This is a genomic window from Haloarchaeobius sp. FL176, from assembly GCF_024609245.1.
Taxonomy (GTDB): domain Archaea; phylum Halobacteriota; class Halobacteria; order Halobacteriales; family Natrialbaceae; genus Haloarchaeobius.
On the sequence record NZ_JANJYH010000003.1, the window covers coordinates 378,631 to 404,064 of the forward strand.

The following is a 25,434-nucleotide window of genomic DNA, read 5'->3' on the forward strand; positions in this document are numbered from 1 at the left end:
ACGGACACCAGTCACAACCCCGGCACTCGCCGCGACTCTCCCCGACAGAAACCGCACGAACGTTGAGGGCAATTTCTATCACCCGTCCCCGAAAAGCACCACACGACATGGAATCACTGGAAGATGTATCCGAGGTCGCGTACGAACCCTCACAGGAGTTCGTCGAGTCGACGAACGTCTGGCAGTTCATGCAAGAGTACGACATCGGTGACTACGACGAGCTCATCGAGCGGACGACCACGGAGGTCGAGGGCGTCGCGGAGTCGGGCGTCGACTGGTTCTGGGACGAGCTCGTGGACTATCTTGGCATCGAGTTCTACGAGGACTACGACACGGTGCGCGACGACAGCGACGGACCGCAGTTCACGGACTGGTACCCCGGGGGAGAGCTCAACCTCGCGCACAACGTCGTCGACCGCCACGCGGCCGCCGACAGCGAGACTCGGAACAAGGTCGCGACCATCTGGGAGGGCGAGGACGGCGAGGTCCGGGAGATCACCTACCACGAGCTGGCCAGACAGTCCAATCAGGTCGCGAACTATCTGGAGTCGGTGGGTGTCGGGACGGGCGACACCGTCGGACTCTACATGCCGATGGTGCCGGAGGTCGTCTCCATCCTCTACGGCTGCTTCAAGGTGGGCGCCATCGCGGTGCCCATCTTCTCCGGGTTCGGCGTGGACGCGACGGCGACGCGCATCTCCGACTCCGAGTGCTCGGTGCTCTTTACGGGCGACGGATTCTACCGCCGCGGCGGCGAGGTCCGGCTGAAGGGCGCGGCCGACGACGCCATCGACGAGGCCGGCCACGTCGAGCACACCGTCGTCTACGAGCGCCTCGGCCTCGTCGAGAGCGAGGAGGAGGCCATCGAGTGGACCAACCGCGACGAGACGTGGGCGGACGCCATCGGGAACCAGTCCGACGACTACGACTCGAAGTCGCTGGACTCCTCGCAGGAGTCGATGCTGCTGTACTCCTCGGGGACGACGGGCAAGCCGAAGGGTATCGTCCACACCCACGCCGGCGTCCAGCTCCAGTGCGCGAAGGAGCTGTACTTCGGCTTCGACCTCAAGCCCTCGGACCGCTTCTTCTGGGTGAGCGACATCGGCTGGATGATGGGACCGTGGACGCTCATCGGCAACCACACGTTCGGCAACACCATCTTCATGTACGAGGGCGCGCCGGACCACCCCGAGCCCGACCGCTTCTGGGAGATGATCGACCGCCACGGGCTCACCCAGTTCGGCATCTCGCCGACGGCCATCCGCGCGCTGCGCAAGCACGGCGACGAGTGGGTCGCAAAGCACGACCTCTCCAGCCTGCGTCTCCTCGGCTCGACCGGCGAGCCGTGGGACCCCGAGTCCTGGCAGTGGTTCCTGGAGACGGTCGGCGGCGGTGAAGCGCCCATCATCAACATCTCCGGCGGCACGGAGATCTGTGGCTGCTTCCTCATGCCGATGCCAATCAACGACCTGAAGCCCTGCACGCTGGGCGGCCCCGGCCTCGGGATGGACATCGACATCGTCGACGCCAACGGCGAGTCGATCATGGACACCAACGAGCGCGGCTTCCTCGTCGCGCGTGACTCCTGCCCGAGCATGACCAGGAGCCTCTGGTCGGGCGACGAGCGCTACCTCGACGAGTACTGGTCCTCCTGGGACGACCTCTGGGACCACGGTGACTGGGCCCAGAAAGACGAGGACGGCTTCTGGTTCCTCCACGGCCGCGCCGACGACGCGCTCAACGTGGCGGGCCGGAAGGTCGGTCCCGCCGAGGTCGAGGGCGCGCTGATGGACCACGACGCGGTGAACCAGGCCGCCGCCGTCGGTGCCCCCGACGACACCACCGGCACCGCGGTCGTCACCTACGTCATCCTCGAGGAAGGCTACGAGGAGACCGACGAGCTCCGCGACGACCTCCGGGCACAGGTCGGCGAGGAGCTCGGCAAGCCGTTCCGCCCGCGTGAAGTGCTGTTCGTCGACGAGTTCCCGAAGACCCAGTCGGGGAAGATCATCCGCCGCGCCATCGAGGCGACCTACCAGGGCGAGGACCTCGGCGACATGAGCAGCATCGAGAACCCCGAGGCGCTGGAGCACCTCGAGGACGCGCGGTAAGAGCGGCCCGGAACGGCGACCTCCCGTTCACTGTTCGACCGATGCGGTCGTTTTCACCTGCGGTGACGTATCTCTCTGAGTGACAGAAACGCCCACTCCCGCGCTACCGCGACGTCTCGACCCGCTCGAAGAACCCGGGCGACACGTCGACGCTCGTCCCGTCCGCGACTGCGACGGCGTCCTCGTCGCCACCGTCGAATCGGATAGATGCCCCCGCGACCAGCGGCGCGACGACGCCGGCCGTGAGCACCGCGGGCGAGGCCACCGTCCCGCTGACCGCGACCGTGTCGTCGGCGGTCAGGCCCAGCTCGTCGGCAACCCACTCGGCCCCGGTGACCAGATCCCCGTGCGTGTACTGCCGGTCGCCGTCGTCGAGAATCGCGTCGGACGGCGACGTCGGCTCGGGCGGCATCGTCGGGTTCTCGCTCCAGACCCCGCCTTCCCAGTAGTCGTGCGCCGGGGTCTCCGGCTCCGTGCCGTAGCCCACCGTCGCCGTCCCCGGCGCGATGTCGTACGCACCGAGCCGGTCCGTCGGCGCGACGAACGCCCGCGCCTCGACCGCAGTGGGCGGGTCGAACGTCGTCACCGCGCCCAGCAGCGACGCCCCGAGGAACGTCAGCACGGGCTGGGCGCGCGGCGACGACACGATTGCGACCTCGGCCCCGGTCCGCACGCCGCGCTTGTGCAGGAGGTTGCCCGTCTTCCACGCCGTCGTCAGGAAGCGGCGGTAGTCGTAACGCTGGGTCGTCGGCCCCTCCGCGAACAGCGCTGGCGAATCGCTCCGTCGATCCCGTGCCAGCACGTCGGCGAGCGTATTCATACCTCGGCGTTGGGTACAGGCGGGCAAAAGTGCGTGGAGTTCGCGAGGGTGGGGGAGCGCCACCGAGCGAATCGGCTGGGGAGGCCTGCGGTGCAGTTGCGGTGCTGTGTGGATGGGACTGAACGGGGCGACGTTCTCCGCGTCGCCACGAGCGGAGCGAGGACCGGGAGTCGAGACGCCCGGGGGCCTTCTGGCTGTTGTCGACGCCAGTCGTTCCAGACAGCATAGAGACTGTCCGTTCGAGAGATCGAACGACGGTTGAAACAGACAGCGCCGATATTCTCAGAAGAAGCTCTCAATCTTCTCGAAGAAGCCCTTCTTCACCTCGATGTCCTCGCCGCCGGCCTCGGCGAACGCCTCCAGTGCCTCGCGCTGCTCCTCGTTCAGGTCCGACGGCGTCACCACGTGAACCTGGACGAACAGGTCCCCCTCGCCCCGGCGACGGAGGTGCGGCATCCCCTTGTCGCGCAGGCGGAAGGTCTCGCCGCTCTGGGTGCCCTCGGGTATCTCCAGTTCGACGCGACCACCGAGGGTCTCGATCTCGACGGTGTCGCCGAAGACCGCCTGCGGGAACGAGACGGGGAGCCGGTAGTAGAGGTCGTCACCCTCGCGCTCGAAGTCCTCGTGGTCGGCGACGCTGATCTCGATGATGAGGTCGCCACGTGGCGCGCCGGGCTCGCCGACCGCGCCCTCGCCGCCCATCCGGATGGTCTGGCCGTGCTGGACGCCCGGGGGAATCTCGACGGAGAGGGAGGCCTCCTCCGCGACGACGCCGTCGCCGCCACAGTCGGCACACTGCTCGTCGTACAGCTCACCCTCGCCCTCACAGCGGCGGCAGGTCTGGGTCTCCTGAACCCGCCCGAGAGGGGTCTGCTGGACGCGCGTGACCCGACCCTGGCCGTTGCACTCGGGACAGGTCTCGACGTCGGCGTCCGGCGGGTGTCCCTCGCCTTCGCACGTGTCGCAGTGCCCGGGCCGTGAGATCGTCACCTGCTTCTCGACGCCCTCGTACACCTCTTCGAAGTCGAGGCTGATCTGTGTCCGGAGGTCCCGGCCGGGCTGGGGCCCGCGGCTCTGTCCGCGCTGGCCGCCCTGCCCGCCGCCGAAGAACTGCTCGAAGATGTCGTTGATGCCGCCCATACCACCCTGGCCGCCGAAGGGGTCCCCGCCGCGACCGCCACCGAAGCCGCCCGCACCGCCGGCGCCCTGGTCGAAGCCGCCGCGCTTCTCCGCCTGCTCGAAGCGCTCGTGGCCGAGGCGGTCGTACGCCTGGCGCTTCTGGTCGTCTGTGAGGACCTCCTTCGCCTTCTTCACCTGCTTGAACTTCTCCTCGGCGTCCTCCGCATCTGACACGTCCGGGTGGTACTCGGCGGCCTTCTTTCGGTAGGCCTGCTTGATCTCGTCCTCGGACGCGTCCTTGCCGACACCGAGAACGTCGTAGAAGTCCTCACTCATTGGTTATCACACTGTAGCGGATTGGAACACTTGAAAAGAACGGGTTCGGCTGGCGAGCGTCCCCGTCGGGGGACGACGGCGGTGCCGTCGTCGGATTCGACTGCGTACTCCTCGTCAACGCCGCCGGACTGGGTCTGACGGGCCGACGAAGACGGCCTATTCCTCGTCGTCTTCGTCGACGTCCTCGAAGTCGGCGTCGACGTACTCCCCGTCGTCCTCGGCCGCGTCACCGCCGGGGGCTGCGCCGCCGGGGCCTGCCGCGCCGCCTGCGGCGCCGGCACCGCCTGCGGCCGCCTCGCCCTCGTACATCTGCTTGCCGATCTCCTGCAGCTCAGTCGAGAGCGACTCGGCTGCGTCCTCGATCTCCTCCTTGCTCGCGTCGTCGTCGGAGATGACCGCCTCGACCTCGTCCATCTCGGCCTCGATGGTCTCGCGGAGGTCGTCGTCGACGGCGTCCTCGTTCTCGTCGAGCAGCGTCTCGGCGCGCTGGAGCGTCGCCTCGGCGTTGTTCTTCGCCTCGATGCGCTCGCGGCGCTTGCGGTCCTCCTCGGCGTGCTCTTCGGCCTCGGCCTGCATCTGGTCGATCTCGGCGTCCGAGAGGCCCGCACCACCCTCGATGGTGATGTCCTCGCGGTTGCCCGAGCCCTTGTCCTCGGCGGAGACGTTGACGATACCGTTCTCGTCGATGCTGAAGGTGACCTCGATCTGCGGCGTTCCGGCCGGCGCCGGCGGGATGCCGGTCAGGTGGAACTCACCGAGCAGCTCGTTGTCCTCGGCCATCTCGCGCTCGCCCTGGAACACGCGGACCTGGACGGAGGTCTGGTTGTCCGCGGCCGTGGTGAAGATCTTCGACTCCTCGGTCGGGATGGTCGTGTTCTTCTCGATGAGACGCTCGAACAGCCCGCCCTTGACCTCGATACCCAGCGAGAGCGGCGTCACGTCGAGCAGGACGATGTCGTCGACCTCGCCGCCGAGCACGCCGCCCTGGATGGCCGCGCCGAGCGCGACGGCCTCGTCGGGGTTGACGTTCTTCTTGGGCTCCTGCCCGATGAGCTCGGAGACCTTCTCCTTGACCTGGGGCATCCGGGTGGAGCCACCGACGAGCAGCACCTCGTCGATGTCGGCCTTGTCGTAGTTCGCGTCCTCGAGAGCCTGCTCGGTCGGCTCGACCGTGCGCTCGATGAGGTCCTGCGTGAGGTTCTCGAACTTCGCCCGCGTCACCGACTTCTCGAGGTGGATGGGGCCGTCGTCGGTCGCCGTGATGAACGGGAGGTTGATCTCCGTCTCCTTCCGGCTGGAGAGCTCGATCTTCGCCTCCTCGGCGGCGTCCTTCAGACGCTGGAGCGCCTGGCGGTCCTCGCGCAGGTCGATGCCGTGGTCGTCCTCGAACTCGTCGGCGAGCCAGTCGATGATGGCCTCGTCCCAGTCGTCGCCACCGAGGTCGTTGTCACCGTTCGTGGCGACGACCTCGTAGACGCCGCCACCCAGGTCGAGGATGGAGACGTCGAACGTGCCGCCCCCGAGGTCGTACACGAGGACGGTCTGGTCGGAGTCGTCGTCGAGCCCGTACGCCATCGCGGCGGCGGTCGGCTCGTTGATGATGCGCTCGACCTCGAAGCCGGCGACCTCGCCGGCGTCCTTGGTCGCCTGGCGCTGGCGGTCGCTGAAGTACGCCGGCACCGTGATGACGGCCTTCTCGACCTCTTCGCCGAGGTACTCCTCGGCGTCGCGCTTGAGCTTCCCGAGGATCATCGCCGAGATCTCCTGTGGCGTGTAGTCCTCGCCGTCGATATCGACTGTGTAGTCGTCCTCGCCCATGTGGCGCTTGATGGACGCGATAGTGCGCTCGGGGTTCTGGATCGCCTGGTTCTTCGCCGGTTTCCCGACGAGTCGCTCGCCGTCGTCGGTGAACGCGACGACCGAGGGCGTCGTCCGGTTGCCCTCGCTGTTGACGATGATCTCCGGATCGCCACCTTCCATCACCGCGAACGCGGAGTTGGTCGTCCCAAGGTCGATTCCGATTATCTTGTTGCTCGCCATGTTAGGGTCTACTAACTCGCTTGAGCTTTTAAAACTTGCTTTACTCGACTCGGCAACGAATTAAAGCCGTTACTCGCTACCATACCGGCCGTAAGGCTAATTTTCGCGTTCGTCGGAATTGGCTTTACGCTTCCGGCCACTGACCGCCGTCAGTGCCGGTTGTCGCCCGCGGCGGCTTCCTCCTCCGCCGGCGCCTCCTCGTCGTTCGATGTCTCCGACGCTCCGTCGGTCGCCTCGGCCGCTGCGTCACCCTCCTCGACTTCGCCGCCCAGTGCGACCGCCTCGTCGGGCTCGTGGTCGGCACCGTTGCTCACGGTCACCTGCGCGGTCTGGATGACCTTGTCGGCCATCTCGTATCCCGGCCGATAGACGTCGACGATCTCGCCCTCGGGGAGTTCGCTGTCGACCCGTACCATCACTTCGTGGCGCTGCGGGTCGACCTCGTCGCCCGCCGACGGGACGATCTCCTCGACGTTCTCGTCCTCCAGCACGCGGTCGAAGTCGCGCAGCGTCGCCTCGACACCCCCGCGGATGTCCGCGTCCTCGCCGTCCTGTTCGAGCGCGCGGGTGAGGTTGTCGCGAACCGGGAGGAGTCGCTCGACGAGGTCCTCCGTGGCGCGCTCTCGAATCTGGTCCTGCTTCTTTTTCGAGCGCTCCTTGTAGTTCTTGAAGTCCGCCTGCTTCCGGACGAGACGCTGTTTCAGACCCTCGCGCTCCTCTTCGAGGTCTTCGACCTCGTCCTCCAGCTCGTCGACCCGCCGATGCAGGTCGTCCGCGTCGTCCTTCAGCTCGAACGCCCGCTCGACGAGCGCCGCCACTTCCGCCCCGAGCTCCTCGTCGTACTGGCTGGCGCGCTCGACGAGGTCCTCACCGACGGGAGAGGCCACCCGCTGGCCCTCCTCGTCCGATGCAGCGGCGCCCTCACCCTCGTCCGCTGCCGACTCCGCTTCGTCGGCGTGTGCGCTCTCGGGGGCGGGCTCGTCCGTGGACGCTGACGCGTCGGACTCGGCCGACGCGTCGGCGGTCTCCTCCTCGTCGACCGCCGCGTCGTCAGTGGGTTCCTCGACCTCGTCCGGAGGCGACTCCGGCGGCTCGTCCGCGGCTGCCGACCCCTCCTCTCGGGCCGACTGCTCCGTATCCTCGTCTTCGTCCATGTGCGAAACAAAACCGGTGGGTGAACAAAAGGGTTCAGGTACGCGGCGAGGGGCACAGCCGAAGTCGTCGGTCACCCGTCCACCCGGAACACGTAACTCGCCCGGGTGGCAATCACCAGCCCGTGACGGTCTCGCTCCGCTTCGAGGACGGCACGCTGCGGGTAGACGGTGACGGGCTCGACGAGATTCCCGACGTCGAGTACGACGCCCGGAGCGACGCCGGCCGCGCGCCGGCGCACCGGTACGCCGCGGTTCGCGACTGGCTGGCCCGCCACGACCGCGCGGTCGACGATCACGCGCTCTCTCTCGACCCAGTGACCGAACTCCAGTCCGACTACGAGCTCCGCAGCTACCAGCAGGACGCGCTCGACGCGTGGGCCGCACGAGGCGACGGCGACGAACCTCTCCCGAACCGCGGCTGTATCGAACTCCCGACAGGCAGCGGCAAGACGGTCGTCGCCATCGGTGCCATCGAGCGACTCGAGACGCCGACGCTCGTCGTCGTCCCAACCCTCGACCTGGTCCACCAGTGGCGCACCGAGCTCGAACGCGAGTTCGACGTGCCAGTCGGCCAGTTCGGCGGCGGCGACCAACGCGAGGAAGTGCTGACCGTCTCGACCTACGACTCGGCGTACCTCAAGGCGGCCGATATCGGCGACCGATTCGGGCTCGTGATCTTCGACGAGGTCCACCACCTCGGCGGCGAGGGCTACCGCGACATCGGGCGACTACTCGCCGCACCCGCCCGGATGGGTCTCACCGCGACCTTCGAGCGCCCCGACGACGCGCACGAGGTCATCGCGGAACTCGTCGGCCCGCTCGTCTACCGCCTCGCGGCCGACGACCTCGCCGGCGACCACCTCGCCAGCTACGACGTGAAGCGGCTCACCGTCGAGCTCACGCCCGAAGAGCGCGAGCGCTACGAGGAACACCAGTCCACGTTCACCGACTACCTCGCCCGCAGCAACATCCGGTTCACCAGCGGGAGCGACTACCAGGAGCTGGTCAAGCGCTCCGGCACCGACCCCGAGGCGCGCGAGGCGCTGCTGGCGAAACAGCGCGCCCGCCGCATCATGATGGGCAGCCAGGCGAAGCTCGACGCACTCGAATCCATCCTCGACGACCACCGCGACGACCGCATTATCGTCTTCACGGCGCACAACGAGCTCGCGTACGACATCTCGGAACGGTTCCTCGTCCCGACCATCACGCACGAGACCGGCACGAGCGAACGTCGTGACGTGCTCGAGAAGTTCCGCGACGGCACCTACTCGCGGGTCGTCACGTCGAACGTCCTCGACGAGGGCGTCGACGTCCCCGACGCGAACGTCGCCGTCATCCTCTCCGGCAGCGGGAGCGAGCGCGAGTTCACCCAGCGACTCGGGCGCATCCTCCGCCCGAAAGCCGACGGGGGGCGCGCGCTGCTGTACGAACTCGTCAGCGCCGAGACCGCCGAGGAGCGCGTCGCGAGCCGCCGTCGGGGGTAGCACTCCCGGCCGGCTCGCGCCACTCGAAGGAGATGGAGCCGACTCGGTCGAACGTGAACTCGAACCGGCTTGTCGCCCCGGCAGCGAGCCGCACTCGACGCGCCCGCTCCAGTCGTTCCCCGTCACGCGTCCAGACCGCCACGAGCGTCAGGTCGACCATCGTCTCCCGGTTGTTGGCGACCACCGCGGTCACGAGGAACTGGTCGTCGGTCTCGTCGGTCTCCAGCCCGACCGACAGGTCGCGACCGAGCCGCGTCGTCGGCACCGCCGTCGTCGGCGTCGACCCGTCCTCGGTCGGCACGTCGGGCTCGGTCTCCGGCGGCCGCTGGTCCGCGCCGGGCTGGTCGCCAGGGCGGCGGCTACAGCCCGCGAGCAGCACGGCCCCGGTGACGAGGCTCCGGCAGAGGGCACGCCGTCGCATCGACCGCGGCTTCGGTGGGTCGGTACGAAACCTTTGTGACTCGGGTCGGGGAGTTGCGCTTTTCACTGCCCGTCTCCCATGAGCAGACGATGCTGACGAAGGACCTGCTCCGGGTGTCACGCGCCGGCGGCGGCTATCACCCGCAGTTCGCCCGTCCGGAGCACGAGGAACTCGCGGCGCGCACGCTCGGCGTGTTCCAGGGCCACGTCGGCGAACAGCGCGGGGACCTCCGGGACGCACTCGCCGAGCTGGAGGCCGACGCGCCGGACTTCAAGCTCGTCCGGGGGTTCGCGAAGCTCGTCGAACGGGAGACGATGTTCGAAACACGCGCACCGGTCGAGCCGGAGCGTGCTCGGCGAGCGGCGTTCGAGGCCGCCGAAACGGTCGGCGTCGTCACCGCCGCGGAGCGGGACGAGGCACTTGGACGGGCGGCGACGGCGCGCGGCGTCGACGCCGACGACCTCGCCAGGTCACTCTACGCCGACCTCGAGGACCGGCAGGTACTCGAGAGCGTCGACGCGCCCTGGTCCCCAGCGGAGCTCGTCGCGCAGTACAACCTCTCGCTCGCACAGACGACGCTGTTCGACGCGACCGAGGTCCGGGTTCGCTCGTCGGACCCGAAGGCGCTCGTCTCGGCGGTCAAGCGCCTCCGGCTGCTGTACGAGATCCACCGGACCGACGACGGCCGCGAGGTCGTCGTCACCGGCCCCGACGCGCTGTTCCGCCGCTCGCGCCGCTACGGGACCCGCTTCGCCCGGCTGCTCCGCACCGTCGCGAAGACCGACGACTGGCGACTCGCGGCGACCATCGACGACCACGGCACCGAGCGAGAGCTGGTGCTGACGGACGACGACCCTGTTCGGGTGCCCGGCACCGAACCGGTCGCGGAGGTCGAGTTCGACAGCGAGGTCGAGCGCGACGTGGCGACGCGGTTCGAGTCCCTCGGGCTGGACTGGGACATCGTCCGCGAGCCCGAACCGCTCGCGACCGGCTCGCGGGTGATGATTCCGGACTTCGTGTTCGACTGGCGTCCCGGCGACGACGAGTTCCGGGTCTACTTCGAGGTGATGGGGTTCTGGACGCCCGAGTACGTCGCGAAGAAGCTCGCCCAGCTCGACGAGCTGGAGGACGTGGAGATGCTCGTCGCGGTGGACGAGTCGCTCGGCGTCGGCGAGGAGATCTCGGCGATGGACCACCGCGTCATCACCTACTCGCGGACCATCCGCGTGAAGGACGTCCGCGACGCCCTCCGGCACTACGAGGACGAGCTGGTCGCGACGGCGGCCGAGAAGTTACCGGACGCCCTCGTTCCCGACGACGACGTGGTGACGCTGTCGGCACTGGCGGACCGGCACGGCGTCAGCGAGAGCGCCGTCGAGGGGAAGTCGTTCCCCGAGCACGAGCGCGTCGGGCGGACGCTCGTTCGGCCCGCCGTGCTGGACGTGGTGGGCGAGCGCGTCGTGGCAGGGATGACGCTCGACGAGGCGGAGGCGGTGCTCGACGAGTTCGGGCTGGACGACGCGAGCGCGACGCTCTCCCACATGGGCTACCGGGTCGAGTGGGCCGGACTGGACGGGGGGACGGTGCGAGAGGCCGACAGCGGCGGAGGATGAGCGGGCGGAGGCCGTACCGTCGCTGGCTGGGATGGCGAACAGGCGACGCCGTTCGTTCGCGCGACGGTGCGTCACGCAGCCGCCTCGGCCGTCGCGCGTCGCGTGGTCAGGGCACGCCGTGTCTGGACGCGGATCCGGATAAAAAGGGTCGGACGGCGAAACGACTCAGACCGAGCGCTGGCGGCCCTTCGGCACCGTCGACTTGAGCTCGCCGTAGACGTAGAGCCCGACACCGATGGGCTCGCGGTCCCCCGCTATCTCGTGGGCGGCGATGACGTAGCCCCAGTCGCCGTCGTAGGGTATCTCCTGGTCCTGACCGTCGACGAAGCGCTCGGCCTGCTCGTCGGTCAGCTCGAACACGTTCTTCGTGGCGAGTCGACCGAACCGCTGGACGGCATCGGTCGTCGGCTTCCAGTGTTCCTGGCGCGTGCGGAGGAACGTCATCCCGAGCCCCTCGATGGCGATGGGGCTCGGCGCGTCGCCCGCGAAGATCCAGATCTTACCCGCGCCCTTCTCCCAGAACGTGTGGTCGTCGAACGTCTCCGCGGGGATGCCGAACCGGTTCTCCCACCAGTCGACGACCGCCTCGCGGGTGGCCCGGCCGTCGACCTCGCGGTCGGCCGCCGTGGCGGGGAGACGGTCGAAGCGCTGCCCGTCGTTCTCGCTCATGCGCTCACCTCCAGCTTCGCGGTGAAGAAGCCGCCCGTGTCGTTCTGGTGGGGGTAGACCCGTTTTGCCTTCGCGACCTGCGGGTCGAACTCGGTGTCGCGCCATCCGGTGAGCCCGTCGTCGTGCTCGAGCGCGAGGTCGTAGTCCACGAGGCGGCAGTCCTCTTTCTGGAGGACGTGGTCCAGGACGGCCTCGTTCTCCTCGGGGGCGAACGTACACGTGGAGTAGACGACGTGCCCGCCGTCGCGGGTAACCTGGATTGCCCGCCGGAGGATGCCCTTCTGGACGCCCGCGATGCCGGCGACGTGGTCCTCGCTCCAGCCGTCGAGGGCGTCCGGGTTCTTCCGGATGGTCCCCTCACAGGAGCAGGGCGCGTCGACGAGTACGCGGTCGAACTGCGGGCCTTCGTGCTCGTCCTCGGCGGCGAAGGGCTTCAGCGAGAAGTTCCGCGCGTCGCGGTTCGTGACCGCGACGTTGGTGACGCCGAGGCGCTCGCAGTTGAACCGCAGCGCGGAGAGCCGGCCGAGGTTGTTGTCGTTCGCGACGAGTGTCCCTTCGTCCTGCATCTCCGCGGCGAGCTGTGTCGCCTTGCTCCCCGGGGCTGCGCAGGCGTCGAGGACGCGGTCGCCGGGCTCCGGCGCGAGGACGGACGCCGGGATAGCCGACACCTCCTCCTGCCCGTGGACCCAGCCGTGGATGCTCGGCCAGGTCACACCTGGTGTATCCGTCTCGACGCGCACGACGTGGGGGTGCCAGTCGGCGCGCTCGTAGCCGATGCCCGCCTCGTCGAACGCGCGCTCGACCTGCTCGGGCGTCGCCTTCAACGTGTTCACGCGGACCGCCATCGAAAGCGACCGCTCACAGGCGTCGATGAACGCCTCGAAGTCGTCGACGACGTCCCGGTACCGCTGGAATGGCTCCATCGAGCACGGTTTCGCGGGGGAGCGGTTTGTCGGTTTCGAACGGCCACCGCACCGGTGGGAGAGCTTTTACTTCACGTCGGTGTGTCGGTCCGGATATGGGACACATCCAGCAGCACGCGGAGATGGACGTGGATGGTGCGATGCTCGTCGAAGGGATGCCAGGCGTCGGCCTCGTCGGGAAGATAGCGACCGACCACCTCGTCGATGAGTTCGACATGGAGCTGTACGGCACGGTCCACTGCGACAGCCTCGCCCCAATCGGCGTCTACCACGAGGGCGAGCGGACCATCCAGCCGCCGGTCCGCATCTACGCCGCCCCGGACGAGGACCTCGTCGCGCTCCAGAGCGACATCCCGGTGAACTCCGCCGCAGTCGCCGAGTTCGCCGACTGCCTGGTGAGCTGGCTCGACGAGGAGAACGTCACCCCCATCTTCCTCAGCGGGCTCCCCGCCGAGAAGTCGGGCGTCCCCGAGCTGTTCGGCATCGCGACGGGGGACGCCGGCGGACAGCTCGACGACGTCGACATCGACGTGCCACCAGAGAACGGTGTCGTCAGCGGACCGACCGGTGCGTTCCTCAACGAGGCCGGCGAGGTCGGCCTCGACGGTGTCGGCCTCGTCGTGCAGTCGAACGAGCGTTTCCCCGACCCCGAGGCGGCTCGCGTCCTCATCGAGCACGGCATCGGGACGCTGACCGGCATCGAGGTCGATATCTCCGAGCTGGTCGACCGCGCCGAGGAGATCCGAAAACAGAAGGAGAAGCTCGCCGAGAAGATGCGCAAGGCGAAAGACGAGGAGAGCTCGCAGGCCCAGCCGCTCCGGATGTACCAGTAGCCAGTCCCTCGTCGGTGGCTGCGGTGTGGTTCGATACCACGAATCACATCAAGAGTTATCCGCAATCGCTACGCTGGTTGGTGTATGACCGAGTTCTCGAAACGGGTCGAACAGGTCAGTATCAGTGGCATCCGCGAGGTCTTCGAGGCGGCCGGCGAGGACGCCATCAACCTCGGCCTCGGACAGCCCGACTTCCCGACGCCCGAGCACGCGCGCTCGGCCGCCGTCGAGGCCATCCAGGCGGGCGAGACCGACGCCTACACCTCGAACAAGGGCACCGAATCGCTCCGCGAGAGCATCTCGGCGAAGTTCGAGCGCGACCGCGGCCTCGCGGTCGACCCAGAAGATATCATCGCGACCGCCGGTGGCTCCGAGGCACTCCACCTCGTCATGGAGGCCCACGTCGACCAGGGCGACGAGGTCATCTACCCCGACCCCGGCTTCGTCGCCTACGAGGCACTCACGCACGTCGCGGGCGGCGAGCCGAAACCGCTGCCGCTCCGCGAGGACCTCACGCTCGACCCCGCGACGGTCGAGGAGCACATCACCGAGGACACCGCGGCGTTCATCGTCAACAGCCCCGGCAACCCGACCGGCGCGGTCCAGTCCGAGGCCGACATGAAGGAGTTCGCCCGCATCGCCGAGGAGTACGACGTGCTCTGTGTCTCCGACGAGGTGTACGAGCACATCGTCTTCGACGGGGAGCACCACTCCCCGATGGAGTACACCGACTCCGGCAACGTCGTCGTCGTCTCCGCCTGCTCGAAGACGTATTCGATGACGGGCTGGCGGCTCGGCTGGGTGGTCGGCTCGAACGAGCGCGTCGAGCGCATGCTCCGTGTCCACCAGTACGTGCAGGCCTGCGCGTCGGCACCTGCACAGTACGCCGCCGAGGGCGCGATCGACGGCCCGCAGGACGTCGTCGACGAGATGGTCGCCACGTTCGAGGAGCGCCGCGACCTCGTCGTCGACGGCCTCACCGACATGGGCCTCGAAGTGCCCGAACCGAAGGGCGCGTTCTACGTCATGCCGAAGGTCCCCGAGGGCTGGGTCGACGAGGTACTCGACCGTGGGGTCGTCGTCGTCCCCGGCGAGGCGTTCGGCGAGCACGGAGAGGGCTACGCCCGCATCTCCTACGCGACGAGCACGGAGGAGCTCGAGGAGGCGCTGGACGTGATGCGCGAGGCGACCGAGGCAGTCCGCTGAGCTGGACGAACCACACGAACCCACCGCAGTTGGTCAGCCAACCGCACTGTCCACGGCTGAACCAAACTGTTTAGGTCCGACTCCATTTGCTCGTCGGTCCCATACCTATCCTCAATGGCAACGAACCTGTCGCGGGACGCAGAGGTGGGGGGCTCCCGACCCACAGTCCTCGTGGTGGACGACGACGAGGACCTCGCGGACACGTGTCGATACTGGCTGGAGGACGACGACTACCGCGTCCGGACCGCCTACAGCGGCGAGGACGCACTCGAAGCGGTCGACGACGAGGTCGACCTCGTGCTCCTCGACCGGCGGATGCCCCGCAAGTCCGGCGATGAGACGCTCGACGTCCTCCGCGAGGAGGGTTACGAGTTCCCGGTCGCGATGATGACTGCCGTCGCGCCCGACACCGACATCGTCGACATGCCGTTCGACGAGTACCTCGTGAAGCCCGTCGACCGCGACGACGTGGTCGACACCGCGGACGAGCTGCTCGCGCGCTCGGACTTCTCCGAGGAGGTCCGCGAGTACTTCGCGCTGGAGGCGACGGAGGCCGCACTGTCGACCCGCGAACGGGAGACACTCCGCGACGAGAACCAGCTCGTCGAACTCCAGAGCGAGCTGGACGAGACGTACGAGGCGAACGAGGAGGCGATCGCACAGCGCGAGCAACAGCTCGAGCGACTGACGAACGTCAACCGGGTCATCCGACGCGTGGACCGGGCGCTGGTCGACTCCGACACGCGGGAGGCGATCGACGCCGCGGTCTGCGAGGCCGTCGTCGGGACCCAACCGTACCGCGCCTCGCTGGTCGTGGAGTACACCGACCACAGCCGGGGTGTCAGGCTCCGCGAGGCCGCCGGTCCGGTGACGGAGGACGCCGACATCACCGGGAACGAGCTCGCCCCCGGTGTCGAATCGGCAGTCGACGACGGCGAACTCAAGCTGCTGCCCGAGCTCGATGTGGACCTGGACGGGTTCGCGGACGGCACCGTCCTCGTCACGCCGCTGTCCTACCGAGAGAAGTCCTACGGCGCGCTCGTCGTCGGGACGACGCCGGAGCACACCGTCAGTGACCACGAGACCGACGTGTTCGCCCAGCTCGGCGCTCGCATCGCCAACGGCATCACGGCCGTCGAGCAGCGCCGCCTCCTGCTCGCGGACACCGTCGCCGAGCTGGAGTTCCGCCACAGCGACCGGTCGGACCCGCTCGTCCGCATCGCCAGCGAGACTGGCGGCGACCTCTCGCTGCGTGGCGTCGCCTCGAACGACGACTCCGGACTGACCTGCTTCGTCGACCTCGTCGGCGGCAACGGCGAGGAGGCCCTCGCTCTCGCGGCCGAGTTGGACGCCATCGCGAACGCACGGCTCGTGGCGGACGGCGACGAATCGTTGCTCGAACTCTCCGTGACCGAGGCCGCCATCGAGACGCTCTCTGCCGTCGGTGCGACTGTCCGGTCGTTCGACGTCACCGACGGCGAGGGGACCGTCGTCGTCGAGGCTGCGCCCGACGCCGATCTGAAGGCCATCGCGGGCGCCGTCCAGTCGGCGTACGCGGACACCGACCTCGTCTCGAAGCGGGAGGTCGAGCGCTCGGTCCAGTCCACGGAGTCGTTCCGGCAGGGCCTCAGCGACCGGCTGACCGACCGTCAGCAGGCAGCGCTGGAGACGGCCTACTCCGCAGGCTACTACGAGTGGCCGCGCGACTCCACCGCCGAGGAGGTCGCCGAGGCGATGGACATCGCCGCGCCGACGCTCCACGAGCACCTCCGCGCCGCCGAGCGCAAGCTGCTGGAGTCGTTCGTCGACGAGACGGTCTGAAAAACCCTGCCAGGACCGCCGTTCCGGGCGGCTGGCCCACACCGCGACCCCACACCGGCAGCCCCGTCGCCCACCCGCGGAGTTATTGGTGTCGGTGCCGAATGGTACCGCATGACGTTCTCCCGGCACGACTCCGGAGTCGTCGCCGACGCTCGTGCGCTCTCCTCGCAGGTCCATCCCGTGTTCATGCTCCCGCCGCTCGCCGCGTCGTGGTTCGGGAGCGTCCTCGCCGGGGAGTTCGACGTGGTCCTCGGCGCGGTCCACATGGTCGCGGTCTTCCTGGCGGTCTACACCGCCCACGTGAAGGACGGCTACGTCGACTTCTACGTGCGCGACGAGGACGACGACCATCCCCTGACCGAGCGTGGCTGCCGACTCGCCCTCGCGCTCTCGACCGGCGGGTTCTTCCTCTGTCTCGGCGCGCTGTGGCTGTTCGTCGGCCCCATCGCCGCGCTCGTCACGCTCCCGTGCTGGGTCATCGCCTACCTCCACGCGCCACAGCTCGACACGAACCCAGTCACCGCGACGACGGGCTACCCGCTCGGTATCGCGGTCGCCATCGTCGGCGGCTACTACGTCCAGACCGCCGGCTTCGCAGCCGTCCCGGTCGCCTTCGCCGTCGTGTTCCTCGTGCTGCTGTCGGGCGTGAAGGTCATCGACGACGCGAAGGACTACGACTACGACCGCTCCATCCGCAAACGCACCGTCGCCGTCGTCGTCGGGCGCGAGCGCGCCCGGACCGTCGCCTTCGGTCTGATGGCGGTCGGACTCGTCGCCGTCCTCGCGTTCGCCGCCGTCAGCGTGTTCCCGCCGTCGGCCGCGGCTGCCGTCCTCGTGTTCGTGCCGGTCGCGGCGTTCGCCCGCCGCGGCACCGACGAGCTGGCGACGATGCTACTCGTGCGGGGCTGCTACCTGTTCCTCGCCGTACTGCTCGTCGCGGTGTACTACCAGCCGCTGTCGTGACCGGCCCCACTGCGGCGGCGTTCGATGTGCCCCGGAGCGCGGGCTCCGTCGGTACGGGTCGTCGCCGAAGCGGTGCGCCGGCGCGGCCGCCTACTTCCGGTGACGCTGACGGTCCTGGTGCTGCTTGCTCGGTCTGGTCCACGGCGCACGTCGGCCGAGCACCGCGCCGAAGAGCCCGAACACGCAGGGATACGCCAACGCGGCGAGCCCGATGGCGAGCAAGGGGTTCGGCCGAAGCAGGGTCCCCTCCGGCACGCCCGGGACCGGCCCCGCGGGCTGGATGGACGCGAACATGAGGAACACGGCCGCGACGAAGCCGTAGCCAAGTGCGACGGCGGCCCCCGCCCGGGGCCACCGCGTGTTCTTCGGCCGGCGCTTTGCCGTCCGGTAGCCCCCGACCACGAGCATCGCGGGTGGGAGGAGACAGAGCCCGTACAGCAGCGGGTCCGCGGCCGCGAGCCGGAGCAGCGTGTTCCCCCCATCCGCGACCACGGAGACCGCCTCCAGAGCGACCCCATCGGTCGGGACCAGATGGGCGTTGTAGTACACCCAGGCCGAGACGCGCCACCGCCCGATGGCCGCGGCCGCGACGCCCGCCTCGCCGGCGAACCGGGACCTGAGGAGGAAGTGGAACAACCCGACACCGAAGAGGAACGCGAACGCGCCGAACGCACCGCCCCGGACCCAGAGGAACAGCGTCGCCACCGAGTCGACCTCGGTGTCGCGGGCGAGCCGTTCGTCTCGACGTGACATCTGACCTGTATAACCGGCGACGGTGCTTGAGTGTACTGCTTCCCCCGTCAGCCCTCCTCTCGCGCCACCCGCTGACAGCGGTCGACCCACAGCCGCTGGTACGCACCCTCGCTCACGAGCTGCCCGTGGAGCCCCGCGACCCCGGTGATACCCGCCTCACGACACCACCCAACGCACCGCCGGTAGACCTCGCGCGGGTGGTCGTCGGTGTCGTGGACGACCCGTAGCTCCTCGGCCCCCGCGAGGCTCGCGACGAACGCCCGGGTGTGGCCGTCGATGAGTACCCACTCGCCGTCCAGCTCGATGACCGGTAACGGGTCGTAGTCGGGCTCGTCGGGGTCGAACCACGAGAGCACACCGTCGAGCTTCCGCCGGCTCAGATAGAGCTGGCTCGGCTGCGGCTCGTCGATGGAGAGCGTCTCGACCATGTGGAGCCCGTGGTTGGAAGCGGAGAAAAGCGATTGGGTGCTCGCTGGCTGTTCGCGGTCTCAGCGCGTCCACCGACCGAGAAGAACGCGGCCCTATATCGTGGTCACCTCGACACGCAGTTCGACGCTGTTGCCCGGGCCACAGTCCAGCAGGACCGAGCCGTGGCCGTCTGTCACCTCCGCATCCAGCTCGAACGACTGGGTGGCGGTCTCCTCGGCGACTACCGACGCTGGCCAGCTGGCAGTCGTGACGTCCTCCTCGGTCACCGCGACCGAAACCGGGTCGCCGTCGGCGACCGTTCCCGACACCGTCGCATGTTTCGTGAACGTTCCGTCGAAGAACCAGCCACGGACTCCGCCGTCGGTCACCTCGACGGTGGACTCGAACGTGAACGGGTACGACTCGATACGTGGGACCTTGGCGGTTAGCGGAGTCGACGGTTGCGGTTCGCTGGTCGACGGGGTCGCCGGCGACGAATCGATTCCGGAACAGCCGGACAGGAGCAGTACCGGCGTCGCTCGGAGTACGTTGCGGCGGGTGGAGGGCATCGTTTCGAATTGTGACCCCGAAAGCGAATAGCTTACTCCCGAGATGGGCGGTCTCAGGACCGGATCTACTTCGCGGTCGAGACTATCTTCACGACGTCGCCCTCCGCCAGCTCGTACGAGTCCGCGATCTCCCGCGAGCTGCGGGCGTCCACCGCGTGCAGGTAGCCGTCCCCGATGTCGGAGTGGACCGCGTACGCGAGGTCGACGGGAGTCGATCCCCGAGGCAACAGGAAGGCGTCAGGCAGCACGTTCCCCTTCGCGTCGGTCCACTTCGAGGCGTCCTGCACGGGGTAGGCCGTCAGGTGGTCGAGCAGGTCGTAGACGGCGTAGTCGAGAGCGGCCTGTACCCCCGTCCCGCCGTACTCCGCCATGGTGTCGCGCAGCCCGTCGAGCAGCTCGCGCTGGGCGTCGGACACCTCCCCGCGGATGTCGAAGGCGTCGTCGCCGGGGTCGTAGTCGACGGCACCGGCATCAGCGCCTTTCCGGAGCGCGAGCTCCCCCTGTGCCGTCGCCGGGATGACGGGCTTGTCGAGCGCGAGGAGGCGCTCGACGTTCTCGGCAGGGGCGACGTCGGCCTTGTTGGCGACGACGACGATGGGCTTCGTGCGTCGGCGCACGTCGCGGGCGAGCGCCTCGCGGTCCTCGTCGGTCCAGGCCATCGGGTCCGAGGGGTAGTCCAGCCCGCGGATGACGGCCTGTACGTCGGCCATGCTCGCGCCGAAGCCGGTGAGCATGTCGGCGAGCGCCTCGTCGAGGTCGAAGTCGGGCGAGCGGGACTTGCGCTCGACGGACTCCCAGTTGCGGTCGACGATGCCCGCCAGCCAGAGGTCCATCTCCTCCTCGATGAAGTCTACGTCGTCGAGCGGGTCGTGACTGCCAGCCTCGACTGGCTCGCCCTTCTCGTCGGTCGCGCCGGAGGCGTCGACGACGTTGATGATGACGTCCGCGTTCGTCAGCTCGTCGAGGAACTGGTTGCCGAGCCCCTTCCCCTCGTGCGCACCGGGGACGAGACCGGCCACGTCGAGCAGTTCCACGGGAACGTAGCGCTTGCCGTCGTGACAGTTGTCGTTCCCGCAGCGCTCGTCGCGGTCGAGACACGGACAGTCGGTCCGGACGTGGGTCACCCCCCGGTTCGCGTCGATGGTCGTGAAGGGGTAGTTGGCCACGTCGACCTCCGCCCGCGTCGCCGCCGAGTAGAACGTGGACTTGCCCGCGTTGGGCTTGCCCGCCAGCGCGATAGAGAGCATACTGGGCGGCTACTCGCGCCGCGGGAAACTGCCTTTCGGTCGGTGAGACAGTTCGCATCAACCCCGTGACAGTACGAGACAGGTTGGCACGCACCGAGAGAACGCAACACGAAGCGGCGACAAGCCGAAACCTCCTAAAACCCTATCGTATGAACGGTTACACGTATGAAACGACGCGACCTCCTCACCACGACGACGGCGACGCTGGCGACGCTGGGCCTCGCCGGCTGTGTCTCCACACTCGACACGGGTGGACCCGGCGGCCAGCCGACCGACCCGACCGAGACGGGGACGACACGCACCGACCCCCGTGCCGCACCGGAACTGAACATGGCCATCCAGACCGCCGAAGAGACCTGGCGGAAGGCCGTCCACATGGACGGCGACGAGATCACCTCCGGCGCGACCGCCGCCGTCGAAGTCCGCGTCGACGGCGACCGGGTCCCCGTCGTCCCCGACGCCACATCGACCAGCAGCTTCGTCGGCACCACCGCCCTCGACGAGCGCGAGACGTTCACGTACTGGGTCGCCGACGACGACCAGGTGGGCGAGCGCCAGGCCGCCCCGTCGACTACCCCATCTCCGTCGGCAACAAGGTGTTCTTCGAGGCCGAAGCCGGCCAGACCGTCACCGTCGTCTGGGAGGGCGAGTTCGTCGAGCCCGAGGTGCTGTTAGAGACGACTATCGACGAGTAGCGGAACGAATCGAGAAGAACGCGTAGGCTTTCTATCGGAGACGTCGAGAGAGAATAGAATGGCAACTATAGATGGCGATCTGTACAGAGTAAACTCGACAGCTCGACGATAACTTTCCTACTCTAAGACCTGGTCGTAGACGACCATCCGGATTATCTCGTAGTACCCGTTTCCAACTTTGATAGCAGTTGCCTCCGGTCTCTCTCCGTGCTCTTCCCGATATGGGTCACGCCCCATATTATCAATCTCTGCCAGGAGGGTCGAAAATCCACTAGCATCCGTACAAGTTTTGGCAATTTCATGCTGTACTTCGAATCGAACCATCAGTTGAGATTCTTCGGAGAGTCGTTCAAATTCGACTACTGCGATAGAATCGGCTACATCGTCCTTCCTTCCAGTCAGGTTTAGATAGCCGTCTGCCGATGACGACTCACACTCGTCCCCCGCAGTTAACCAGTCGGGGGGATTCTCTACAGGTTCAAGTGATTCCGACTGGCTGTCTGACGAGCAACCGCTACCCAAGACGGCAAGCGAAGTCATTGTTGCCAATAGACCTCTCCGTTGCATACTATGGCGGTGCTCTACCTTGTACTGAAAAGATATGGGTCCGTGAGGTGGACGTTTCATCTGCAACGCGGTCTATGAGTAGACACTACCCTGGTTCTCTCGCGTTGGTTGGTTGTGAAGGTGACGCTGTATTCAGGGTGAAAACTACGCTTTCGACGATTGGACGGACTCTACGAAACCGCTGAGGAACTACCCGAGGTCGCGCGTTACTCTACGTCCCGCCGCGCGATGCCCTGCATCGTGATGTTGCCGCGGGCGCGCATCGTCCCGTCGACCTCCGCGCCTTTCGATATTTCGAGGTCCGAACAGGAGACGTCGCCGAGGACGAGCGCGCCGGGGGCGATGCGGACCTCGCCCTTGCGCGTGGTCACGTCGCCGTGGACGCGGGTTCCCTCGCCGATGTAGATGTCGTGCTTCGCGCGCAGGCTGCCGAAGATGTTGCAGTCCTGACCGACCTCGATGGACTCCGCGCGGATGTTGCCGTGGAGCCGGCAGTCGTCGCCGACCGTCGCGGGCGTCGAGACGCGCCACGCGTCGTCGCTCACCGTCGCGCCCCGTGGGATGATGAGCGGCGGCTCCTCGGGGTCCTCCTCGTCGGACAGTTCGTTCACCAGGTTCTCTGCGGCCTCCTCCTCCCCGAGCAGCATCAGCTGCTTGAGGTAGACGAACAGGAAGACGATCGTCGGCATCGGGTTCCGGATGACGATCCAGCCGTTGGCCTCGAAGCCGTCCTCGATGTCCACGTCGTCGCCGACGTCGAGGTCACCCGAGACCATGAGCTGGCCGCCGATGTGGGTCCGCTCGCCGATGAACGCGTCGCGGCCGACGAGGACGTTCCCGGCCACGTCCGACCACATGTCGAGGCGGCAGTCCGCCTCTGCTTCGACGCCACCGCCGATGCGGACTCCCTCGCCCGCGAGGACGTTCCGTCCCCGGATGCCGAACTCGACGGTCGAGCGACCGCCCATGAGCACGTCGCCGTCGGTCACGAGGTCGTGCTCCTCCACCGTCGTCCCGTCGGGAATGGAGAGTTCGTCGAGTGGGTCCGTACTCAGCGACACACAGCCGTATCGGCTCTACGGCCTCTTAAACCCCGTGTCCGCGTCTGACGCCCGTCAGACGCGCTTCTGTGGGTTTTTACCGTCGGGTCACCTCCGTCCGAACATGACAACACTCTCGTTCGACGACGACGGCTGCGACGTAGTGTACGAAGGCACCGAGTTCCGACTCGAGAGCGCGCTCATCGAGGAAGCCACAGGCAAGGACTACCGCGACGTGACGGACCACGAGGTGCTCCAGATGGTCGAGGAGAACCCCGACCTGCGGGGCGAGCCGCGGCGCCTCGGTGACATCATCTGACCCTCGCACTCAGGGCGGCTCCGTAGTGCCAGGCCCCGTAAACGATGCTACACCTTTACACAGCTTGAACAGCAATCACTGTTGGATGCGAAAACAAGAACTCCTCCACGTACACCAGCTGTTGAGCCTGGTGCGTCGAGACATCGAGACGGGGGAGTCGGTGCCGCCGGACGCGTTCACGGCGTACGACGCACTCGGCGTGAGCCCGAACGCGTGCAACCGGAACAAACGAGACCACGAAGCAGCCATCCACCGCCTGCTCGCCGGCATCGAGACCGCCATCGAGGCGCGCACCGAAGACGAACCCAGCGACCCGCCGCTGGTCCACTAGGCAGACCTCCTCCGTTCGTCGGACCCCCTCCCGAGAGCCGCCGCTGGTCCACTAGGCAGACCTCCTCCGTTCGTCGGACCCCCTCCCGAGAGCCGCCGCTGCCCTCACCTGCCTGTCCCACCCGCGGCCGCCGTCAGGTGGAACGCCACGCAGGCAGCGAGACAGCACAGCAGGCCGTACGTCGCCGGTGCCGCGAGCGTCAGCACCGGGCGGAGCGCGGCAGCGAGCAGTCCACCGACGGCGGGCACGGCCCCCGCAGCCGCGACGAACTCCCCGCCGGCGTACACCGTCGTCGACAGCGCGGCCCCCACGAGGAACAGCTGTCGGACCCGGCCCCCCGGAAACGCGTACACCAGGGCGAACAGTGGGAAGAGGACGAGTCCGACGTACACCTGGTACGACGGGAAGCCGAGCAGCATCGCGACGAGCGTCGCGAACCACGCGGTGAGCCGCCGGTCCGGCGTCGAGACGTCCCGGTAACAGACCGCGAGCGCCGGCAACAGCACCGCGGCGGCGAAGCCGTATCGGGCCAGGCTGCCCCCGCCGACGAGGTGCGAGCCAGCCCGGTGCAGCGTCAGGTACGTCTCCGTCGCCGGGAGCCCACCCGCGAACACCCCGACGCCGGTCCGCTCCGACAGGGCGACCTCGACGTACGTCGCGACGAGGTCCGGCCCGAGCAGCACCGCCCCGAGCAGGTGCAGCCCGACCCCGACGCCGACCGCCGCCGCGACCCCCCGCCACGCCCGCCGCCGGAGCAGCCACGCGCCGACGACAACCGGGAACAGCTTCATGAACGCCGGCAGCGCCAGTGCCGCGCCCGCCAGCGTCTCCCGCTCGTGCTCCAGCGCGAGGAACCCGACCGCCAGCGCCAGCGCCAGGAACACGTTCACCTGCGAGAAAAACAGCGACGCGCCACGGTAGCCCGACACCGTACACGCCGCCGCGAGCAGTCCAACGTCCACCCGAGACACTGCGACGCCACGCTCGCGAAGGTAGCGGACGATCACCCCGGCGAGCGCGAGCCCAGCCGCGACGTTCAGGCCCGTGAACGCCACGAGCGCGACCGACTCGGGCACGACCGCAAAGGGGACGAACAGCAGGACAGCAACCGGCGGGTAGAGGAACGTGAACTCGGGGGCGCGGGCCGGCGAGACCCCGTACAGCGCCCCGCCCGAGAGCCACGCGTCGGCGGCTGTCCGGTACACCGCGAGGTCGAGTCCGATGTCTCCCGGGCGTTTCAGCCAGAGCGAGCCGAGCATGACGCAGCCGACGACGACCGCCGAGAGCAGCACCAGCCGTGGGGCCGTACGCCGGTCCATCTCAGTCCCCGTCGCTGGAGGGCCCACCCCGCCGGTCGTCGCCCTCGTTGTCGTCCCCCGACCGCCGCTCCCGCGCGGTGTCGAACGACAGCTCGCGCTGCTCCCGGCTCCGGCGCTCTTCCAGCGCCGCAATGGCCGCCGGGTCCGGGTTCGCGTCGTCCGTCACCCGCGCCCACGAGTCGTGCACCTTCGCGTGGCACCACCGGCAGAGGCACACCGTGATCTCGTGGCTCACCTCTTGCCCCGCGTCGGCGTAGGAGAGGTGGTGCTCCTCCAGTAGCGGCCGCTCGTCGTCGAGTTGCATCGGTTTGCCCTCCAGCCCGCACCGTGCGCACTCCCGGTCCGTCGCCGTCGCGCGGAAGTGCGGGCAGTCGTCCCAGTCCCAGTCCGGCCCCGCGTCGTCGCTGACGACGGGGCACGCGAACTCGTCGGCGCGGCGCTCTCGGGCGAACTCGGGGTCGTGCTGGGGGTGCTCGAACGCGTACCGGCAGGTGCCCTCGCCCGTGAGGTGGTCGCACAGGGTGGCGTGCTCGTACGGGTCGTCCACCCCCACGGAGGTCCCCGTCGGCGTCTTCTCCATCGAGAAGGGGTTGGACGGTGTGGGATTTGAAACGTCGGGTTGTCCGACGGTGCGTTGCCTGCAAGCCGGGAAAACGGCTAAACCACCTCG

At 68.2% G+C, this 25,434-nt stretch carries 25 protein-coding genes; 10 read left to right on the plus strand and 15 right to left on the minus strand.

The features are described from left to right. Nucleotides 1–107 precede the first annotated feature (107 nt). A complete protein-coding gene (locus NO978_RS08125; protein WP_257299055.1) occupies nucleotides 108–2,111 on the plus strand; it encodes an AMP-binding protein in 2,004 nt (667 codons plus the stop codon). A 103-nt stretch (nucleotides 2,112–2,214) separates the two neighbouring features. On the opposite strand, the gene NO978_RS08130 is transcribed toward NO978_RS08125, so the two are convergent. The 4 genes from NO978_RS08130 to NO978_RS19940 form a co-directional block, all read right to left on the minus strand. Then, entirely contained in the window at nucleotides 2,215–2,931 is a 717-nt protein-coding gene (locus NO978_RS08130) for a hypothetical protein (protein WP_257299056.1), read from the minus strand. Between the two features lie 282 nt (nucleotides 2,932–3,213). After that, nucleotides 3,214–4,386: a molecular chaperone DnaJ gene (dnaJ, locus tag NO978_RS08135; RefSeq protein ID WP_257299057.1), complete on the minus strand. Its 1,173-nt coding sequence runs from the start codon at nucleotides 4,384–4,386 to the stop codon at nucleotides 3,214–3,216. Nucleotides 4,387–4,542: 156 nt separating this feature from the next. Beyond that, nucleotides 4,543–6,426: a molecular chaperone DnaK gene (gene dnaK / locus NO978_RS08140; RefSeq protein WP_257299058.1), complete on the minus strand. Its 1,884-nt coding sequence runs from the start codon at nucleotides 6,424–6,426 to the stop codon at nucleotides 4,543–4,545. A gap of 149 nt (nucleotides 6,427–6,575) precedes the next feature. Next, nucleotides 6,576–7,580 (minus strand): nucleotide exchange factor GrpE, encoded by a 1,005-nt coding sequence (locus NO978_RS19940; RefSeq protein WP_369684122.1) that lies wholly within the window; start codon nucleotides 7,578–7,580, stop codon nucleotides 6,576–6,578. Between the two features lie 122 nt (nucleotides 7,581–7,702). On the opposite strand from NO978_RS19940, the gene NO978_RS08150 reads away from it, so the two are divergent. After that, on the plus strand, nucleotides 7,703–9,067 hold the full coding sequence (locus NO978_RS08150; protein ID WP_257299059.1) for a DEAD/DEAH box helicase family protein: 1,365 nt from the start codon (nucleotides 7,703–7,705) through the stop codon (nucleotides 9,065–9,067). Here the strand turns inward: NO978_RS08150 and NO978_RS08155 are convergent. Further along, nucleotides 9,018–9,488, minus strand: coding sequence for a hypothetical protein (locus tag NO978_RS08155; RefSeq protein ID WP_257299060.1), 471 nt, complete (start codon nucleotides 9,486–9,488; stop codon nucleotides 9,018–9,020). The genes NO978_RS08150 and NO978_RS08155 overlap by 50 nt on opposite strands. An 89-nt stretch (nucleotides 9,489–9,577) precedes the next feature. On the opposite strand from NO978_RS08155, the gene NO978_RS08160 reads away from it, so the two are divergent. Continuing rightward, on the plus strand, nucleotides 9,578–11,101 hold the full coding sequence (locus NO978_RS08160) for a DUF790 family protein (RefSeq protein ID WP_257299061.1): 1,524 nt from the start codon (nucleotides 9,578–9,580) through the stop codon (nucleotides 11,099–11,101). 165 nt (nucleotides 11,102–11,266) lie between these two features. Here the strand turns inward: NO978_RS08160 and NO978_RS08165 are convergent, their stop codons facing one another. Both NO978_RS08165 and NO978_RS08170 read right to left on the minus strand, forming a co-directional pair. Then, on the minus strand, nucleotides 11,267–11,770 hold the full coding sequence (locus NO978_RS08165) for a hypothetical protein (protein ID WP_257299062.1): 504 nt from the start codon (nucleotides 11,768–11,770) through the stop codon (nucleotides 11,267–11,269). Continuing rightward, nucleotides 11,767–12,693 carry an RsmB/NOP family class I SAM-dependent RNA methyltransferase gene (locus NO978_RS08170; RefSeq protein ID WP_257299064.1) on the minus strand — a complete coding sequence of 309 codons (927 nt, stop codon included), beginning with the start codon at nucleotides 12,691–12,693 and terminating at the stop codon, nucleotides 11,767–11,769. Before NO978_RS08170 ends, NO978_RS08165 begins: the two co-directional genes overlap by 4 nt. A 95-nt stretch (nucleotides 12,694–12,788) precedes the next feature. Between NO978_RS08170 and NO978_RS08175 the strand changes: the two genes are divergently transcribed. The 4 genes from NO978_RS08175 (at nucleotide 12,789) to NO978_RS08190 (ending at nucleotide 17,516) form a co-directional block, all read left to right on the plus strand. Beyond that, complete coding sequence (locus NO978_RS08175) at nucleotides 12,789–13,526, plus strand: proteasome assembly chaperone family protein (RefSeq protein ID WP_257299065.1); 738 nt, start codon at nucleotides 12,789–12,791, stop codon at nucleotides 13,524–13,526. 84 nt (nucleotides 13,527–13,610) lie between these two features. Continuing rightward, nucleotides 13,611–14,732 (plus strand): pyridoxal phosphate-dependent aminotransferase, encoded by a 1,122-nt coding sequence (locus tag NO978_RS08180; protein ID WP_257299066.1) that lies wholly within the window; start codon nucleotides 13,611–13,613, stop codon nucleotides 14,730–14,732. A gap of 114 nt (nucleotides 14,733–14,846) precedes the next feature. Beyond that, nucleotides 14,847–16,553 carry a bacterio-opsin activator domain-containing protein gene (locus tag NO978_RS08185; RefSeq protein WP_257299068.1) on the plus strand — a complete coding sequence of 569 codons (1,707 nt, stop codon included), beginning with the start codon at nucleotides 14,847–14,849 and terminating at the stop codon, nucleotides 16,551–16,553. A gap of 111 nt (nucleotides 16,554–16,664) precedes the next feature. After that, nucleotides 16,665–17,516 carry a UbiA family prenyltransferase gene (locus NO978_RS08190; RefSeq protein WP_257299069.1) on the plus strand — a complete coding sequence of 284 codons (852 nt, stop codon included), beginning with the start codon at nucleotides 16,665–16,667 and terminating at the stop codon, nucleotides 17,514–17,516. Between the two features lie 90 nt (nucleotides 17,517–17,606). Here the strand turns inward: NO978_RS08190 and NO978_RS08195 are convergent, their stop codons facing one another. From NO978_RS08195 to NO978_RS08210, 4 genes are all read right to left on the minus strand, one after another. Then, nucleotides 17,607–18,269 carry a hypothetical protein gene (locus NO978_RS08195; protein WP_257299070.1) on the minus strand — a complete coding sequence of 221 codons (663 nt, stop codon included), beginning with the start codon at nucleotides 18,267–18,269 and terminating at the stop codon, nucleotides 17,607–17,609. Nucleotides 18,270–18,316: 47 nt separating this feature from the next. Continuing rightward, the gene (locus tag NO978_RS08200; protein ID WP_257299072.1) at nucleotides 18,317–18,697 is read right to left on the minus strand and encodes a hypothetical protein; all 381 of its coding nucleotides are present in this window, start codon (nucleotides 18,695–18,697) and stop codon (nucleotides 18,317–18,319) included. A gap of 93 nt (nucleotides 18,698–18,790) precedes the next feature. Further along, entirely contained in the window at nucleotides 18,791–19,246 is a 456-nt protein-coding gene (locus NO978_RS08205) for a hypothetical protein (protein ID WP_257299073.1), read from the minus strand. Nucleotides 19,247–19,311: 65 nt separating this feature from the next. Continuing rightward, nucleotides 19,312–20,493, minus strand: a complete 1,182-nt coding sequence (locus tag NO978_RS08210; protein ID WP_257299074.1) for a redox-regulated ATPase YchF — start codon at nucleotides 20,491–20,493, stop codon at nucleotides 19,312–19,314. 165 nt (nucleotides 20,494–20,658) lie between these two features. Between NO978_RS08210 and NO978_RS08215 the strand changes: the two genes are divergently transcribed. After that, nucleotides 20,659–21,168 (plus strand): hypothetical protein, encoded by a 510-nt coding sequence (locus NO978_RS08215; RefSeq protein ID WP_257299075.1) that lies wholly within the window; start codon nucleotides 20,659–20,661, stop codon nucleotides 21,166–21,168. A 137-nt stretch (nucleotides 21,169–21,305) separates the two neighbouring features. Here the strand turns inward: NO978_RS08215 and NO978_RS08220 are convergent, their stop codons facing one another. Continuing rightward, nucleotides 21,306–21,728, minus strand: coding sequence for a hypothetical protein (locus NO978_RS08220; protein WP_257299076.1), 423 nt, complete (start codon nucleotides 21,726–21,728; stop codon nucleotides 21,306–21,308). A 233-nt stretch (nucleotides 21,729–21,961) separates the two neighbouring features. Continuing rightward, entirely contained in the window at nucleotides 21,962–22,816 is an 855-nt protein-coding gene (locus NO978_RS08225; RefSeq protein WP_369684123.1) for a polymer-forming cytoskeletal protein, read from the minus strand. Between the two features lie 103 nt (nucleotides 22,817–22,919). Between NO978_RS08225 and NO978_RS08230 the strand changes: the two genes are divergently transcribed. Both NO978_RS08230 and NO978_RS08235 read left to right on the plus strand, forming a co-directional pair. After that, complete coding sequence (locus tag NO978_RS08230; protein ID WP_257299077.1) at nucleotides 22,920–23,114, plus strand: DUF5800 family protein; 195 nt, start codon at nucleotides 22,920–22,922, stop codon at nucleotides 23,112–23,114. Nucleotides 23,115–23,199: 85 nt separating this feature from the next. After that, a complete protein-coding gene (locus NO978_RS08235) occupies nucleotides 23,200–23,445 on the plus strand; it encodes a UPF0058 family protein (protein WP_257299078.1) in 246 nt (81 codons plus the stop codon). Nucleotides 23,446–23,549: 104 nt separating this feature from the next. On the opposite strand, the gene NO978_RS08240 is transcribed toward NO978_RS08235, so the two are convergent. Together NO978_RS08240 and NO978_RS08245 are read right to left on the minus strand one after the other, a co-directional pair. Further along, the gene (locus NO978_RS08240) at nucleotides 23,550–24,764 is read right to left on the minus strand and encodes a glycosyltransferase family 87 protein (RefSeq protein WP_257299079.1); all 1,215 of its coding nucleotides are present in this window, start codon (nucleotides 24,762–24,764) and stop codon (nucleotides 23,550–23,552) included. A 1-nt stretch (nucleotide 24,765) separates the two neighbouring features. Beyond that, nucleotides 24,766–25,344 (minus strand): hypothetical protein, encoded by a 579-nt coding sequence (locus NO978_RS08245; protein WP_257299080.1) that lies wholly within the window; start codon nucleotides 25,342–25,344, stop codon nucleotides 24,766–24,768. Nucleotides 25,345–25,434: the final 90 nt, after the last annotated feature.

Coding starts and splice junctions, on each gene's coding strand:
- NO978_RS08155 (WP_257299060.1), bottom strand. CDS start 9,488: ATGCGACGGCGTGCCCTCTGCCGGAGCCTCGTCACCGGGGCCGTGCTG.
- dnaK (WP_257299058.1), bottom strand. CDS start 6,426: ATGGCGAGCAACAAGATAATCGGAATCGACCTTGGGACGACCAACTCC.
- NO978_RS08210 (WP_257299074.1), bottom strand. CDS start 20,493: ATGCTCTCTATCGCGCTGGCGGGCAAGCCCAACGCGGGCAAGTCCACG.
- NO978_RS19940 (WP_369684122.1), bottom strand. CDS start 7,580: ATGGACGAAGACGAGGATACGGAGCAGTCGGCCCGAGAGGAGGGGTCG.
- NO978_RS08235 (WP_257299078.1), top strand. CDS start 23,200: ATGCGAAAACAAGAACTCCTCCACGTACACCAGCTGTTGAGCCTGGTG.
- NO978_RS08170 (WP_257299064.1), bottom strand. CDS start 12,693: ATGGAGCCATTCCAGCGGTACCGGGACGTCGTCGACGACTTCGAGGCG.
- NO978_RS08205 (WP_257299073.1), bottom strand. CDS start 19,246: ATGCCCTCCACCCGCCGCAACGTACTCCGAGCGACGCCGGTACTGCTC.
- dnaJ (WP_257299057.1), bottom strand. CDS start 4,386: ATGAGTGAGGACTTCTACGACGTTCTCGGTGTCGGCAAGGACGCGTCC.
- NO978_RS08165 (WP_257299062.1), bottom strand. CDS start 11,770: ATGAGCGAGAACGACGGGCAGCGCTTCGACCGTCTCCCCGCCACGGCG.
- NO978_RS08230 (WP_257299077.1), top strand. CDS start 22,920: ATGACAACACTCTCGTTCGACGACGACGGCTGCGACGTAGTGTACGAA.
- NO978_RS08185 (WP_257299068.1), top strand. CDS start 14,847: ATGGCAACGAACCTGTCGCGGGACGCAGAGGTGGGGGGCTCCCGACCC.
- NO978_RS08130 (WP_257299056.1), bottom strand. CDS start 2,931: ATGAATACGCTCGCCGACGTGCTGGCACGGGATCGACGGAGCGATTCG.
- NO978_RS08200 (WP_257299072.1), bottom strand. CDS start 18,697: ATGGTCGAGACGCTCTCCATCGACGAGCCGCAGCCGAGCCAGCTCTAT.
- NO978_RS08175 (WP_257299065.1), top strand. CDS start 12,789: ATGGGACACATCCAGCAGCACGCGGAGATGGACGTGGATGGTGCGATG.
- NO978_RS08160 (WP_257299061.1), top strand. CDS start 9,578: ATGCTGACGAAGGACCTGCTCCGGGTGTCACGCGCCGGCGGCGGCTAT.
- NO978_RS08220 (WP_257299076.1), bottom strand. CDS start 21,728: ATGACTTCGCTTGCCGTCTTGGGTAGCGGTTGCTCGTCAGACAGCCAG.
- NO978_RS08180 (WP_257299066.1), top strand. CDS start 13,611: ATGACCGAGTTCTCGAAACGGGTCGAACAGGTCAGTATCAGTGGCATC.
- NO978_RS08190 (WP_257299069.1), top strand. CDS start 16,665: ATGACGTTCTCCCGGCACGACTCCGGAGTCGTCGCCGACGCTCGTGCG.
- NO978_RS08245 (WP_257299080.1), bottom strand. CDS start 25,344: ATGGAGAAGACGCCGACGGGGACCTCCGTGGGGGTGGACGACCCGTAC.
- NO978_RS08240 (WP_257299079.1), bottom strand. CDS start 24,764: ATGGACCGGCGTACGGCCCCACGGCTGGTGCTGCTCTCGGCGGTCGTC.
- NO978_RS08215 (WP_257299075.1), top strand. CDS start 20,659: ATGAAACGACGCGACCTCCTCACCACGACGACGGCGACGCTGGCGACG.
- NO978_RS08125 (WP_257299055.1), top strand. CDS start 108: ATGGAATCACTGGAAGATGTATCCGAGGTCGCGTACGAACCCTCACAG.
- NO978_RS08195 (WP_257299070.1), bottom strand. CDS start 18,269: ATGTCACGTCGAGACGAACGGCTCGCCCGCGACACCGAGGTCGACTCG.